This is a genomic window from Atopobium fossor DSM 15642, from assembly GCF_000483125.1.
In the GTDB taxonomy this organism is placed as follows: Bacteria; Actinomycetota; Coriobacteriia; order Coriobacteriales; family Atopobiaceae; genus Atopobium; species Atopobium fossor.
This window is the reverse complement of sequence record NZ_AXXR01000004.1, coordinates 37506-52818: the sequence shown is the minus strand read 5'-3', so window position 1 is coordinate 52818 and position 15313 is coordinate 37506. Positions and strand designations below refer to the sequence as shown.

Genomic DNA, 15313 nt, shown 5'->3' with positions numbered 1-15313 from the left:
AAAACCGCCTATGCACGCTCAAGCGCAAGTTCAACGAACGTACGACAAAGCTCAGAAAACTCAATACCAGCATGACGTGCAGAATCAGGCAGCAATGAAGTTTCCGTCATACCGGGAATCATGTTGGTCTCCAATAAAACAGGCTGGTCATCCGTAGTCACAATAAAGTCACTACGCGATACTCCTCTGCACCCCAGAGCCTTATGAGCCTTGCACGCATACTCTTGCGCCAATGTATATGCCTTCTCAGAAAGCCTTGCAGGAATTACGTGATGTAAAGAAGAGGGCTCATACTTAACCTTAAGGTCATAAAACTCCGCTCCGGTAACAATTTCTACAATAGGAAGCGCTTGCGGGTTGTTGTTGCCAATTACAGGAACGGTGATTTCGGTACCTACAATGCAATTCTCAACCAGTGCGTTATCTCCATCAGCACAGGCAAGCTTGATTGCTTGCGGCAATTCATCAACAGAGGTTACACGTGAAACACCATAGCTTGATCCATTGGTGGCGGGCTTTACAAAAACTGGTAGTCCAAGCTCTTCAACAAGTTTTTGTGCATATGCAGCATCAATTTCCTGATTGGGTGTAATTTCATATCCGCGAGGAGTAGGGATACCTGCTGTTTCGTAAATTGTTTTTGCAATCTGCTTTTCGGTTCCCATAGCTGATGCAAGAACGCCTGAGAACGTATAGGGTAGGTGCAAAAGCTCACACAAACCCTGAACACAGCCATCTTCGCCATACGGGCCATGCATTGCGATAAACGCAACGTCATAATTGCCGTCCTCAAGCTTAGACAGCACGCCTTTCTCGGCAATATCGATAAAATCTACGTGCTCAAAGCCTGCTTGATGCAACGCTCTCTCACACGCATGACCGCTCGCTAATGCAATCTCACGCTCGTCAGACCAACCACCAGATAGCAGTGCAATTTTGCAGGTTGTGACATCAATGTTGGTCATTGTGAAACTCCTCATTGAGAACGTAAATGTACGTTAGACTTTGTATAACAGTTCTTTGTATGAGGATACTCCACTCTGGGCTGTATACGTAACTCATAGATAAGGTTTAAATATGAATACAGAAGACACAGAGCTTTTGTCCTCCACCGATACCTCCCCCGTACATACTTCCATACGCTCATTATCGCCCGATGAACTTACGCGAGCTTTACTTAACATGGGTCAACCAAAGTTTCGAGCTAAGCAAATCTCTGACTGGCTTTGGGTTAAACATGCCACATCATTTGATGAAATGAGTAATCTACCTGCTGCTTTACGTGAGCAGCTTACCGAGAAGTTTGTAATTGGTACTGCGGAAGAAGTGGCACGTCAAGTATCTAAAGACGGTAGCCGCAAATATCTTTTAAAATTTATCGACGGAGCAGCTGTTGAGTGTGTTGGCATGCCAACAAAAAACAAACTTTCTGTATGTGCTTCTACACAAGCCGGCTGCGGTATGGGCTGTGCTTTTTGTGCCACAGGCACCGCGGGTCTTACGCGTTCTCTTACTGCCGCCGAAATTTATGATCAGGTAGCTCATGTAGCCAAGGATTTTGGTACCCGTGTAACAAGTGTGGTATTGATGGGTCAAGGTGAGCCTTTTGCTAACTACAGTGAAACTCTAAAAGCACTTCGTCTTCTTAATTCTCCAGAAGGTCTTGGTATTGGAGCACGCCATCTTACAGTATCTACCTGCGGTATTATTCCAATGATTCATAAATTTGCTAACGAGCCAGAGCAGTTTACACTGGCAGTTTCTCTCCATTCTGCTGTACAAAAGACTCGTGACACAATTATGCCAGGCGTTAAAAGATTCTCCCTTCTTCGTCTTTGGGATGCTATGCAAGAATATGTTGAAAAAACTGGTCGCAGGCCTTCTTATGAATATGCTCTTATTGGTGGGGTTAACGATACGGATGATGAACTTGCAGCACTTTGTGATTTTGCCAGTGATACCATGGCGCATGTTAATTTAATTATGCTCAATGAGGTCCCTGGCTCTCCCTTTAAGCCTTCCACGGATGCACGGGCGCAGTTGTTTGTTCATAAACTTGCTCAAATTGGTGTTGAATGCACTATCCGTAACTCTCGAGGTAATGATATTGCGGCTGCCTGCGGTCAACTTAAGCAGCAGATACTCAGTTAAAGCTCCCTATACAGGTTTTATTACAGACTTTTATGCAAAAGACCTATACAGAACATATGTTCTGTATAGGTCTTTTGTTATCGTACTAAGGAAGTTTATGTGTTTATCTTAAGCCATTGTTGTCTTACGGAATCCTGAAGAGCTTCGAGTGATTGGTCTATCTCTTCATTTTCTCTCTTAATAGCATGAGCAATTTTTTCTCTAGTGTTAGCAAGCGCTGAAATAGATGTATAAACAGCTTCGTTTACCTCTTCCCTATCCTTTTTTGTTAAAACAAAGAAGTATGTGGAAGCAGCCACCACCGCAGTGGCAATCATTACTTTTACTATTCCACCAACTGGCTTCATTGCATTTCACTCTTAAAGGTTTTTAGGATTCTTGCAAGATCCTCTTCATCCTTAAATTCAATCTCAATTTTATTCTTACCGCGAACTTGTTTCACTCTAACATTTGTATCAAGAGCAATTCGTAACTGACGCGCAGCTCGTTTAAACGACTGCGGAGCGACTTGACGAGGTTTTGTCTCGCTTCTCTCGCCAGAAAACAACGGAGCAAGAGATTCTGTCTGTCTTACCGATAAATGGTCGTCAACTACCTTTTGAGCTAACTTTTCCCTGCCTTCTTCTGTTGGCACTGCAAGGATTGCGCGCGCATGACCAGCGCTTAGTCTTCCATCAAGCATGTATGCTTGTACATTATCAGGGAGATCCAGAAGGCGCAATGTATTTGTAATGGCAGAACGCGATTTAGAAAGAACCTTAGCAAGCTCTTCTTGAGTCATTTTATTTTTCTTAATCAGTTGCTTATATCCTTGAGCTTCTTCAATGGGATTTAAATTTGAGCGTTGAAGATTCTCAATAAGTGCAAGTTGTAAAATTTCATCATCAGATACATCTCTAATAATTACAGGAACGTCTTTAAGTTTTGCGAGCTTTGCTGCTTGATATCTTCGTTCACCAGCAACAATCTCATATTTGACACCCTTTTTACGAACAAGAATTGGCTGAAGTATTCCATTTTGTTCAATCGAACTTGCAAGCTCAGCTAGTGCATCTGGTTCAAATACTTTTCTCGGTTGATTAGGATTTGGAGTTATTGAACTTAATGGAAGCTTTGAATCCGCTTTAATAGCACTAACTTCGTGATTTGCTTCACTAATAAGGGAACCCAATCCCTTTCCTAGTCCTGACTTAGCCACGTCGTGTCACTTCCTTTGCAAGCCTTGAGTATGCCAAACATCCCTTATTTAGTCGTGAATATTTATTTATAGGTAATCCATGGCTTGGTGCTTCTGCAATTTTTACACTACGTGGGATTACCGTCTTAAAAACCTTGTTTTTGAAGTATTTACGGACTTCTTCTACTACCTGATTTGATAAAGTTGTACGACTATCATACATAGTCATTAATACACCAAATACCTCTAAATCAGGATTAAGTGTGTTTTGAACCATCTCCATTGATTCAAGTAGTTTTGACAGCCCTTCGAGAGCATAGTATTCGCACTGAATAGGAATTATAAGACTATCTGCTGCTACAAATGCATTAATTGTCAGTAATCCCAATGATGGGGGACAATCAATAAACACATAATCAAATTCATCTTTAATTGAATTGATTATTTTTTTTAAAACATACTCACGTTTTTCGATATTAACTAAATCAATCTCTGCTCCTGCAAGCTGAATTGTTGCAGGAAGCACAAAAACATTAGGTTCAATTGTTTGAATAATGTTATCTGTTACATCATTCCCGTTTAAAAGAACATCGTAAATATCAGTTTCAAGTTCTTCTTTGTCGATTCCATAACCACTTGTTGTATTACCCTGTGGGTCAAGGTCAATAACAAGGACTTTTCGCTTTAATTCGCCTAAAGCAGATGATAAATTAACTGCAGTTGTTGATTTACCAACTCCACCTTTTTGGTTAATAATCGAGATAACTTTTGGTTCGCCTTCTTCTTTATACTTACTAATATCTCTGTAGTCCATTTTAGCTCCCTATTTTTGTATATATGTAAGAGAATAGCAGCCTATACCTAATGTTTCACGTGAAACATTAGGATTTTGTCGCTATATGCTTAGATACATGTTTAACTCATATCCATAAACATAAATCAAACAAATATTTACTGTTAGGCAAGCGGTTTATTTTTTGCCATACCATTAGCTCTGGGTAATTTTACTAATGGTTCTTTCATTTTTTTGAACACAACAAGCTCTCTATGACCACTATTAGATGGAAGTTCATATGTTTCACGTGAAACATATTTAAGTCCACATAGTTTTGCGGCTTTTATACCAGAGGTAAGCTCTTCGTTAGTAATTTGAGCTTTTGCTGCAATAAATTTCCCGTTTATTGATAATAGGGGAGAAGCATACTCAACAAGCGAAGCAAGGGGAGCAACGGCACGTGCAGAAACTAAGTCGAACTCTTTTATATGAGATACAGCATACTCTTCGACTCTATCAGAGGAAACCTGAATACGATTAGATAATCCAAGTACATTAAGAAATTCAGATACAGCAATAACTTTCTTGGCTACGGAATCTAGCAGAATTCCCTCTACATTAGACATAATAGCTAGTGGTATACCTGGAAAACCTCCTCCTGTACCAATATCAAGAAAATGAAAAAAATTATCAAAAGATGCAACTTTATATACCAGTAATGAATCAATGATATGTAAGCGTATTGCACTCTCTACATCTGTAATACGAGTTAAATTTAGTACTTTATTTTTTTCTATAAGAAGGTCTAAATGTTGTAAAAGTAAATCTTTTTGAGTAGAGGAGAGAGAAATATTGAAAATACTAGCCTCAGTTTCTAGTTGTTTATGAGCAGAGTTATTATCTATAAACATTTTCTCTCCTGACAAAAGTTCATGTATCGAAGATTTTTGACAAATAAAAAGAGGATAGGGAAGCCTATCCTCTTTATAATATCTTGTACTAGCAAGAAATATTACTCAGAATGCACTGCTGTAATAACAACATAGCGCTCAGGGTCTTCTCCTTCAGAGTGAGTAATAATTTCATTATCATTAATTAAAGCAAGGTGTACTAAGCGACGCTCATAAGCATTCATGGGCTTTAAGCGTACACGACCATTAGACTTCGCACGAGCAGCAGCAGAAAGAGCAATACTTTCAATCTTTTTCTTACGTCGATTTTTATATCCCTCAATATCAACAATAACGGGGAAGTGAAAACCAAGCTTTCTATTAACTAATGAGGAAACAAGCATTTGGAAAGAATCTAAAACACGTCCGTGTCGACCAATAAGAACAGCAAGGTTGCCACCATTCACATCAAGAATGAGTTCACCTTCATCACCTTCATATTCGTCAATGTCACAGCTATTCTCACCAAAGAAAGAGAGAAGCTCGCGGACACAACTGATTGCAAGATCGGCAATAGTATCAAGCTGAGCATCAGAGAATTTCTCGCCGGACTCGTGTGTTGCCAAAAGACCGTCAAGGCTTGTTTCTGCTACATCATTGCTGAGTTCATCAGCCATATGTTTCTCCTTCAATTACTTTCTTAATTAAACCTGAAATAAGAAAGTAACTAGTTTTTCTTATGGGGACGTGCTTTCTTTTCTTTACGAACAACATCAACAATTACTTGATTTGCTGTACGCTCTGCTTCCTTCTGGCGAACACTTTCCATTACCTTGTTAGTAATAAAAAGTTGCTGAACAACACCCCAAGCAGCAGATGTATCGTAATACAGAAGAACACCAACAGGTACTGACCAACCAAACCACATCATCATAGCCGCCATTACAACACCCATGATTAGCGTTTGAGAACGTTGTTCCTCAGAAGAATTAGCAGAATTTAAGTACATAGGAACAAAGGTTAGAAGACCAAATGCTACATCCAAAAGAATAAATACCCATGCACCTGCAATACCATTGAGTGCAAGTGCACCAGAAACAGACTGAGATAAGGAATCTAAAATGCCATAAAAGTGAGCCTCTGCAGGAAGCTTACCTTGTAAAACAGAAAAAAGAGCAAAGAATACTGGCATTTGCAGCAATAAAGGTAAGCAACCGCCTACTGGATTGAACTTGTTCTCAGAATAAAACTTTTGCATTTCCTCATTCATGCGCTGAGGATTATCTGCATAGCGTTCCTGAAGCTCCTTAATTTTTGGTTGAAGCGCCTGCATACGAGCAGAAGACTTCGTAGAACGCAAAGTAAGAGGGGTAAGAATTAGGCGGATAGTAAAGGTCAAGACAATAATTGCAAGACCCCAATCACCTACAAGCCCTGCAAGAAAGGCAAGTATCTGGTACAAAAAATTAATAAACCAATCCCACATGTTTCCTCCGCACGTGTAGATTACTAAGGAACAGGATCATGTCCGCCCTTATGGAGTGGATGACAACGAGCAATCCTTTTAAGCGCTAACCATGAACCTTTACAGAAGCCATACTTTTGTAGTGCCTCTACTGCATATTGTGAACAGGTGGGGGAGTAAATACAAGAATCCGGCAGAGCTGGTGAAATCCACTTTTGATAAAACTTGACGATAGCAATGGCTCCTTGTGCCATTTTACTCGTCATAGTTTTATACTCCCTAGCCTCTTAAAACTTCTTATAAAGGCGTTTAAGTGCAACATCAAGTTCACTCGGGGCTGCAGTAGCAGTTTTATGTGTTGCAAAGAAAATCACAGAGAGACCGTCCTGAGGAATAACACTCCTGCGGGCGGCCTCCCGGAGAACGCGCTTACAACGATTACGAAAAACTGCATTACCTAGTCGCTTAGCAGCTACGAATGCAATTTTTGTTGGAGCGCTTTGATCTTCTTTAACAAATGTAATGCGTACGAGTGGATGTGATGCACGATTACCGTTGGCGAAGACCCGCTCAAATTCCTGTTTGGATTTGATGGTCTCCATAAGATGCCTTAGACAGTGAGGCGCTTACGACCCTTAGCACGGCGACGAGACAAAACATCACGACCTGCCTTAGTGGCCATACGAGCACGGAAGCCATGAGTCTTAGCACGACGGCGCTTATTTGGCTGATAAGTACGCTTCATTTTTATTCCTCCTGGATTACAGGTTAATGAGTATTTCTGTCAAGCTTTAGAATTGTAGGGAATACCACTGCTTTCTGTCAATGTTTGCCCTAATTTCATGATTTATGTAAATCTCCATCCATAATCTGTCATGAAATTTCATTAATAGCAAAAGAAAACGTAGTAATTAATGAATACTTAGAATTTAACTGCTATTATCTTTCATGAGATTTCATCTACTTTCACGCAGTTATCGACAAGTTTTTATCAGATGTTGAAAACTTTTCTTCAATGTGAAAGTTAATGTATGAAACTTTCAACACTTGAAGAAAGTTTGTTGATAAAGGAGTCATGGATGACACGGGATTTCTTTCCATTTGTAGAGGAAGAAGCCAAAAAACCTCATAATTCGTTTACAGGAGATAGTGAAGTATCCTATCCCGCGCGTATTGCTGTATATGATGATCCCGCTGTTACTCCTCGTGTTGTGGTATTGGAACCAACAAATGTTCGTGATTTTCTTTCATCTCTTACAGAAACAGTTACAAAACTCTCTCATGAGCAAGGAGGGACAATTCCGTTCACTATTATTCGTGAAATTGTAGAAAACTATATTCATGCCGAGTTCATTGAACCCACCATTACTATCCTTGACCATGGAAATACAATCCGATTTTGTGATCAAGGTCCTGGTATTAAAGAAAAAGAAAAAGCCCTTGAGTTTGGTACTACGTCTGCAACAGACTCCATGAAGCAATATATTCGTGGCGTAGGATCTGGTTTACCTATTGCTCAACAATATATGATTGATAAGGGCGGTTCATTATCTATCCAGGATAATATTTCTTCTGGCACTATAGTTACTATTTCTACTCATCCTGCAGAGGAAAATTCTCTTCCTATCACACCGCGCGACACGCAGCATCTTTACCAGGATATCGAGAAACCCGCAGAATACACTAATGAAGTTGCTACACCACAACAAATTCCAGCATTTCAAGCTCAACAAGTTATTGCTCCTGTGCCTTATCCTGCAACGTATGGCCAATACAACCAAACTGCACTGATACCTCAATATCAACCTATTCCTGTTTCTATACCACCACAATCAGTAAGCGTTGCACCAACATTGGCTACCACTCCTACTACAACACCAACTACAGACATACATATCACCAATCGTGGACGTCAAATTTTATCGTTATTCTCAACATATACAGAAATTGGTGGTAAAGAACTGGTAGGGTTGTTTGGTGGCTCGCAACCAACCTGGTCACGCGAACTAAAACTACTGGATAATAGCGGCCTCACGCATAAGACAGGACAAAAGCGCCAGCTAACAGCCGCAGGCAAAGCATATTTACAATCACTTACAAAATAATATAGATGATTTTTCGACATTTTCCATGTAGTCTCATATAATGAGTTTTCTACAATCTTACAAATGACGTTTGGTGAGGCAATGGGAAACATTATAGATTCCAATGCACAAGCTCTGTGGAGTGATGTGTTAGATCTAGCAGCAGGAATGGAAAATCTTGGTGCATCTAAGTGCGCTATGCTGGAAAAATGTATTCCAAACTCCTTTACAGGCGACTCTATGTCCGTCCTAGCACCCTCTCGTTTTATGAAGCTACAAATTGAAAAAATGACACCAATTATCGAAAAGTGCTTGGAACAAGCAGCTTTAGAACCTATTGCTTTTAAAGTAGAGGTTAATCTCACAGTAAAACCTGTGATTGAAACTTCTTCTGTTATTTCTCAAACAGAACTACAATCAATTAATAACCAAAACCCTACTTCTACACCAATAAATAGTGTTACTCCACAAACAATAATTCCTGTTGTAACCCAACAAACACCAACTATTGAACAACGCCGCGCGTTAAATCCATTAATTGCAGAGATAACAGAAAATGATTCCAAACTTACCTTTGAACGCTTTGTCGAAGGTGAAGAAAATATGCTGGCACTACAAGCTGCTAAACAGGTTGCAGATGGTGCAAAAAAATACAATCCTCTTTTTATATATGGCCGCAGTGGATTAGGTAAAACACATCTACTTAAAGCAATTCAAAATTACATTATTCAAAACAAGATTGATAAATTATGTATATATCGCGGAAGTCATGACTTTATTAGTGATTATGTAACAGCCATGAGCGATACATCTGCGGAAATCAAAGAGGCATTTCGTAAAAATTATCGCGATATAGATATTCTCATTATTGACGATATTCAATTTTTAAAAGGTCCTGGCAGTGTAGGATTTTTCTTTGACCTTTTTAATTATCTGGTGGATCACGGAAAACAGATTGTTCTTGCTGCGGATAAATCACCCGCAGAACTTGGCCTTGGTAATCAGGACTTTGATGAACGCATTATTTCTCGTTTGGATTCTGGGTTTGCATGTCCTATTCGAACACCAGATTATGATCTTAAACTAGCTCTTATTATGAACTTCTATAAGCGTGCTAAAGAAGACGCACAACGCGAGAAACTTATGGGTTTTGAAGGAACTATTTCGGAAGAAAATTTACATCTTATGGCAGACCATGCGGGTACTAATATCCGTGTTATCGAAAGTTTTTGTCAAAGCTGTTTACTTGAAGCTACTAAATGTGAGCGAGCAGGTAAAAAACTTGAACGAGACGATATTATCAAGCTCGCAACACAAAAATTTGGAGCTTCCCAACGCGTTGTAACCATTGATCAGATTTTAAAGGTTGTAGAGGACGTTTATCACGTTTCACACTCCGATATTGTTGGGCAAACACGCAAAAAGGAAATTATGCTACCTCGCCAGGTTGCATGTTATTTAGCACGAGAAATGACAGATAATACGCTTGCACAAATTGGTAAACATATTGGTGGTCGAGTACATCCAACTATTTACTACAGTATTCGTGAGGCAGAAAAGTCTATTAAAGAATCACGCGTACTCTATGACAAAGTAATGCAAATAAAAGACATTATTTTAAACGGCTAAGATAGTGATGTTTAAAAGGCTCTTAAAAGTCTTTAAAGTTGCGTTAGTAAGTGTTTGGTTTTTGTAAGATGAGTTTTCTACAGTTGAAGAATTGTAAGGAGTGTAGAAAGATTTTTGATAATTATTATCTAAATTTTTAGGTAATAACCTGCAGAAAAGTCAAGATTTAAACGTTTCTACAAGCCTTATTATTACTAAGTTCTTTATTGTTATTAAGTACATATATAAATAGAAGGGCACATCCATGATTTTCTCAGTAAGTCAAATTTCTTTAGCAAAAGCTCTTTCTATTGTAAGTAAAGGTATGAGTTCTAATGCCACCCTACCTATTCTTACAGGTATTCATATGTCAGCATCAGACGGTATGCTTGAATTGCAGTCTACTGATCTTACTATCTCTATTCGTTGCAAGATACCTGCTCAGGTAGATGAACCAGGACAGACTGTTTTGTCGGGCAAAACGCTGCTTAACATCGTTAAAAATTTGGGTGGGAACACAGTAAGTTTCAACGCAACTAACTCTTCTTGTATGATTACCTGTGGTTCTTCTAAATTTAATTTGATTGTACTTAATCCAGTAGATTTCCCTGAATTTCCTGAGTTTGTTCTTGAGCGTTCAGTTGAGCTCCCTGCATCACTTTTATCTACTATGGTGGATAAGGTATATCGCGTTACTTCAAAAGATAATTCTCGTCCAGTGTTATCTGGCGTTCTTATGACGGTTGAGAATAACGTTATACGTTTAGTTGCTACTGACTCTTTCCGTTTAGCTGTATGTGATACCAATGTGGAAACATCTACTTTAAATGATGACTTTGAAATGATTATCCCTGGTACTGTCTTTCATGATGTTCTTACTATTCCTTCAGAGAGTGAAACTATTCTAATTGGTAGTACAGATAGTCAGGTAGTATTTGTATTTGGTGATACTACTTATGTATCTCGTCGTATTGAAGGTAACTTCCCCAACTATAAACAACTTCTTCCAGCTTCTAGTGAGACAACCATGAAACTTACGGCATCTGATCTTTCTGGTGCCTTACGTCGTGTAAGTACCATTAGTAGTAATAATCCTAAAGTTCTTATGAACGTTAATGTGGATGATGCAAGTATTAAGCTTTCCACTACCTCCCCTGATATGGGAGAAGCATCAGAAACATTACCAATAGAAGTAGAAGGTAATTCCATAGCTATTGCTCTTAATTATCGTTATGTAGAGGATTGTGTTTCTGCAGCTGGTTCTGATACAGAACTTACTCTTGAATTGCAGGATTCCATGCGTCCTGCTGTATTTAAAACCTGGGGCAAGATTAATTACTTGTACTTACTCATGCCTGTAAGGATGTAGTTTTGTGTCGCTATTAGTCCAAAAACTTTCTCTTATAAATTTTAGGAACGCCCAGAATAAGAATCTTGTTCTGGGTGAAGGTACTACTATTCTTATTGGTCCTAATGCTGCAGGAAAAACAAATACGATAGAAGCGCTTCAATTACTTACAACAGGAACTTCCTTTAGACATGCACGTGCTACAGAATTGTTATTTCATAAAAAAGAGCAAGGGCGCGCTTCTATGCGACTTGAAGGTGATGGTCGTGTAGTTGATGTTGAATGTAATATAACCACGGTAAAAAAAACGTTCAAACGCAATGGAAAAGCTTGTCGTGCACAAGATTTATTAGGCACCCTTATGTCTGTGTTGTTTTGTCCTGATGATTTAAGCATTATTAAGAGTTCAGCGAGTCATCGTCGTGGAGCACTAGATTATTTTGGTTCTCAAGCACATAAGGGTTATGACAATGTTGTTCGTACCTATACCCGTGCAATTGAGCAGCGTAACGCCTTACTTAAAAACACTTTTATAGATACAAGCTTGCTTAATGCATGGGATGAATCTATTGCATTAGGTGGAGCCACTTTATTAATTCACCGGATTAATCTATTTAAGCAGTTAGTTCCGCTTATACAGCAGGCTTATACAACTATTTCTGGTGGAGAAATACTAAAGTGTATATATCAAAGTACTATTTCTGATAACGCTGCACAACTATCACGCGATCAGCTACAAGAGATGTTTTACGAGAAACTTCAACATAATCATTCCGACGATATTCGTCGACAGCAAACATTATTAGGTCCTCATCGTGATGATCTTTCTTTTACTATTAATGGAGTAGACGCTCGTACTTATGGATCTCAAGGTCAACAGCGCTCCATTATTTTGGCATGGAAGATGGCAGAAGTGCAGCTTGCACAACAGTTAATTGGCGAAAAACCCTTGTTATTGTTAGATGATGTAATGAGCGAGTTGGATGAAAATCGACGTGAAGCAATGTTGTCGTTTATTTCGCAAGGTATTCAGACAGTAATTACTACTACAAATGCATCGTATTTCTCTGCAGACTTGTTAGAGCAAGCCAAGGTGATTAACTATGGCGTATAAACATCGTGATACAAAATCTCACCTAGATACAATAATGCCTGTTCAAAACCATATTTCTACCGCTGCGGAGATTGTAACAGGTTTATTTAATTCAGAACTATCTTCAGGTTTATCTGACAATCAGAAGGCGTACCGTGCATGGTTTAGCGCAAATGGAAAATTTGAACAAGCGCATACCTGTGGTGTGTTTTTAAAAGATATGTCTACTCAAAAATGTGCTCCTGTATTGTATGTTTACCTAGATAAAAGCGGTATTTTACAGGACTTTACTACCAATAAAGAAATTTATTTAATTCGTTTGACACATATTGGCTTTGAGGTTTCCGATATTCAATTTAGGTTATCAAAGTACCCTAAGCACTCTTTAAAAACAGACGGTGTAGACATAAAAACAAGCGTTTCTGATAAACCATCTTTACAACCAGCAACGATCCAGCAAAAAAATCAAGCGGAACAAATGACAAAAAATCTTTCTGAACCACTTAAAACAAAAGTCTACAACGCGATAATTTCTTCAATGAGACGTCAAACGAGTAAGGATTCATTTACTGAGTAAAACTACCGTCAGAAAGCGTCTGTGTGCGTTACAGAGCCATTATCAAGTGTTTAAAATACGCATTTTTACATAGGTATAGGCAAAATACTGCAAAAATAGTAAAATCTAAAGCCGGTTTAATATTTGTTTGTCCGTTCGCTTGGGCGTTCGGACAAATTTCGTCTTTGTAGAAGGGACGGACAGTGGCAGCTAAAACGAAGAAAGAGAACTCCTATGATGCCGGAGAGATTCAAATTCTCGAAGGTCTTGAGGCGGTTCGCAAACGTCCTGGTATGTACATAGGTACTACAGCTGCATCGGGACTTCATCACTTAGTGTGGGAAATTGTAGATAACTCGGTAGACGAGGCTATGGCAGGTTTCTGCAATAAGATTAAAGTTACCGTGCATCCTGACAATTCTATTACGGTAGAGGATAACGGACGTGGTATTCCTGTAGCTTTACACCCTAAAAAGAAGATTCCTACACTTGAGGTTGTTCTTACTATTTTGCATGCAGGTGGTAAGTTTGATAACACTGCATATAAAGTATCTGGTGGTTTACACGGTGTAGGTATTTCTGTTGTAAATGCGCTATCTAAACGTCTAGTTGCTCAAGTAAAGCGTGATGGTTTTATCTACGAGATGGAATTTGCACGTGGAAAAACTACTCAAAAGATGACTAAAGTTGGTAAAACCAAAGCTACAGGCACAACTGTAACGTTTTGGCCTGACGAGGAAATCTTTGAGACAACTACCTATAATTTTGACACCCTTAATGATCGTCTACAAGAAACAGCATTCCTTAATCGTAATCTTAAAATTACTCTAATAGACGAACGCGAGCTTGTTCCTCGTACTGTTGAGTATTGTTATGCTGGTGGCATTGTAGACTTTGTCAAATTCCTCAACGAAGGTAAAGAAATTTTGCAAGGTCTTTCTAAGCCTATCTATATTGAAGGTAAATCTGATCCGGATGCACCTGCATCTCAAATGGGTGAAGTAGAGGTTGCCTTGCAGTGGAACAAGGGTTTCTCGGAGAGAACTCTGTCCTTTGCAAATGATATTTTTACAGAGGAAGGCGGAATGCACCTTACTGGCTTCCGTAATGCTCTTACTAAAGTTATTAATGACTATGCCAAGAAAAATAGCATTCTTAAAGCTAAGGATCCTGAGCTTCAAGGTGATGATATTCGCGAGGGTATGACCGCCGTTATTTCTGTTAAACTACCTGATCCTCAGTTTGAAGGCCAGACCAAAGCTAAACTTGGTAGTTCTTATATGCGTACACTTACCAATCGCGTTGTTTCTAATGGTTTGGCAGATTATCTGGAAGAGCATCCCAATCAAGCAAAGGAAATTTGTAAAAAAGCTGCTCAAGCAGCAAAAGGTCGTTTAGCAGCGCAAAAAGCTCGTCAAGCTACCCGTAAAACACCTTTATTAGGCTCTTCAATGCCTGGTAAATTAGCGGATTGTTCAGTTAAAGATGCTGCAATGACAGAGCTATTCATCGTTGAGGGTGATTCTGCAGGTGGTTCTGCAAAGATGGCACGTGATCGTTCCATCCAGGCAGTATTGCCTCTACGCGGAAAGATTCTTAATGTTGAACGTGTACAGGCACATCGTGCATTGGATTCTGACACCATTAAATCCCTTATCACTGCTATTGGTACGGGTGTTGGCGAAGAGTTTAATATCGAAAAAGCCCGTTATCACAAAATTGTAATCATGACCGATGCTGATGTTGATGGTGCACACATTCGCATTCTACTTTTGACATTCTTCTATCGCTATATGAAGCCAATGATTGATGCTGGCTATGTGTATGTTGCTCAGCCACCTCTGTACCAAATTAAGCCTAAGGGTCGCAAAAACGGTAAATATATTTATACGGATGAAGAACTTGCTATTGAAGCTCGCCAGTTTGAAGATTCTTCCAAATATACTGTTCAGCGCTATAAAGGCTTGGGCGAGATGGATCCTGAACAGCTTTGGAGTACTACTATGGAACCCAAGAATCGCATCTTGTTGCGCGTAACCATTGATGATGCAATGGCGGCAGATCGTGCCGTTTCGGATCTTATGGGTACTCAGGTGGAGAAGCGCAAGGACTTTATTCAAACTCACGCGCGCGACGTGCGCTTCCTAGACATTTAAGACATCTAAG

17 protein-coding genes are annotated in these 15313 nt (G+C 39.3%); 7 read left to right on the top strand and 10 right to left on the bottom strand.

Annotation, left to right across the window (positions count from 1 at the left end):
* Nucleotides 1-8 precede the first annotated feature (8 nt).
* On the bottom strand, nt 9-965 hold the full coding sequence (locus G469_RS0101950; protein WP_028263610.1) for a D-alanine--D-alanine ligase family protein: 957 nt from the start codon (nt 963-965) through the stop codon (nt 9-11).
* Nucleotides 966-1077: 112 nt separating this feature from the next.
* On the opposite strand from G469_RS0101950, the gene rlmN reads away from it, so the two are divergent.
* Entirely contained in the window at nt 1078-2151 is a 1074-nt protein-coding gene (gene rlmN, locus G469_RS0101945) for a 23S rRNA (adenine(2503)-C(2))-methyltransferase RlmN (protein WP_051353707.1), read from the top strand.
* A gap of 95 nt (nt 2152-2246) precedes the next feature.
* On the opposite strand, the gene G469_RS0101940 is transcribed toward rlmN, so the two are convergent.
* From G469_RS0101940 to rpmH, 9 genes are all read right to left on the bottom strand, one after another.
* Entirely contained in the window at nt 2247-2498 is a 252-nt protein-coding gene (locus G469_RS0101940) for a hypothetical protein (RefSeq protein ID WP_028263608.1), read from the bottom strand.
* On the bottom strand, nt 2495-3349 hold the full coding sequence (locus G469_RS0101935; protein WP_245579105.1) for a ParB/RepB/Spo0J family partition protein: 855 nt from the start codon (nt 3347-3349) through the stop codon (nt 2495-2497). The genes G469_RS0101940 and G469_RS0101935 overlap by 4 nt, the downstream gene beginning before the upstream one ends.
* Nucleotides 3342-4142: a ParA family protein gene (locus G469_RS0101930; RefSeq protein WP_028263606.1), complete on the bottom strand. Its 801-nt coding sequence runs from the start codon at nt 4140-4142 to the stop codon at nt 3342-3344. Before G469_RS0101930 ends, G469_RS0101935 begins: the two co-directional genes overlap by 8 nt.
* Before the next feature lie 143 nt (nt 4143-4285).
* Nucleotides 4286-5014: a 16S rRNA (guanine(527)-N(7))-methyltransferase RsmG gene (rsmG, locus tag G469_RS0101925; RefSeq protein ID WP_028263605.1), complete on the bottom strand. Its 729-nt coding sequence runs from the start codon at nt 5012-5014 to the stop codon at nt 4286-4288.
* A gap of 101 nt (nt 5015-5115) precedes the next feature.
* Nucleotides 5116-5670, bottom strand: coding sequence for a Jag family protein (locus G469_RS0101920; protein WP_035425300.1), 555 nt, complete (start codon nt 5668-5670; stop codon nt 5116-5118).
* A gap of 50 nt (nt 5671-5720) precedes the next feature.
* Nucleotides 5721-6479, bottom strand: a complete 759-nt coding sequence (locus tag G469_RS0101915; protein ID WP_028263603.1) for a YidC/Oxa1 family membrane protein insertase — start codon at nt 6477-6479, stop codon at nt 5721-5723.
* Nucleotides 6480-6502: 23 nt separating this feature from the next.
* Entirely contained in the window at nt 6503-6724 is a 222-nt protein-coding gene (gene yidD / locus G469_RS0101910; RefSeq protein ID WP_028263602.1) for a membrane protein insertion efficiency factor YidD, read from the bottom strand.
* 21 nt (nt 6725-6745) lie between these two features.
* Entirely contained in the window at nt 6746-7060 is a 315-nt protein-coding gene (rnpA, locus tag G469_RS0101905; RefSeq protein WP_028263601.1) for a ribonuclease P protein component, read from the bottom strand.
* Between the two features lie 8 nt (nt 7061-7068).
* Nucleotides 7069-7203, bottom strand: a complete 135-nt coding sequence (rpmH, locus tag G469_RS0101900) for a 50S ribosomal protein L34 (RefSeq protein WP_002562937.1) — start codon at nt 7201-7203, stop codon at nt 7069-7071.
* Between the two features lie 334 nt (nt 7204-7537).
* On the opposite strand from rpmH, the gene G469_RS0101895 reads away from it, so the two are divergent.
* The 6 genes from G469_RS0101895 to gyrB all read left to right on the top strand — a co-directional run bounded on the left by G469_RS0101895 (nt 7538) and on the right by gyrB (nt 15303).
* Nucleotides 7538-8563, top strand: coding sequence for an ATP-binding protein (locus G469_RS0101895; protein ID WP_028263600.1), 1026 nt, complete (start codon nt 7538-7540; stop codon nt 8561-8563).
* Nucleotides 8564-8689: 126 nt separating this feature from the next.
* On the top strand, nt 8690-10171 hold the full coding sequence (locus tag G469_RS0101890; protein ID WP_169726173.1) for a DnaA ATPase domain-containing protein: 1482 nt from the start codon (nt 8690-8692) through the stop codon (nt 10169-10171).
* A 244-nt stretch (nt 10172-10415) separates the two neighbouring features.
* The gene (gene dnaN, locus G469_RS0101885) at nt 10416-11519 is read left to right on the top strand and encodes a DNA polymerase III subunit beta (protein ID WP_028263598.1); all 1104 of its coding nucleotides are present in this window, start codon (nt 10416-10418) and stop codon (nt 11517-11519) included.
* 4 nt (nt 11520-11523) lie between these two features.
* Nucleotides 11524-12612, top strand: a complete 1089-nt coding sequence (gene recF, locus G469_RS0101880) for a DNA replication/repair protein RecF (protein WP_028263597.1) — start codon at nt 11524-11526, stop codon at nt 12610-12612.
* The gene (locus G469_RS08055) at nt 12602-13168 is read left to right on the top strand and encodes a hypothetical protein (RefSeq protein ID WP_051353706.1); all 567 of its coding nucleotides are present in this window, start codon (nt 12602-12604) and stop codon (nt 13166-13168) included. The genes recF and G469_RS08055 overlap by 11 nt, the downstream gene beginning before the upstream one ends.
* A gap of 182 nt (nt 13169-13350) precedes the next feature.
* Nucleotides 13351-15303, top strand: a complete 1953-nt coding sequence (gyrB, locus tag G469_RS0101870; protein ID WP_028263596.1) for a DNA topoisomerase (ATP-hydrolyzing) subunit B — start codon at nt 13351-13353, stop codon at nt 15301-15303.
* Nucleotides 15304-15313: the final 10 nt, after the last annotated feature.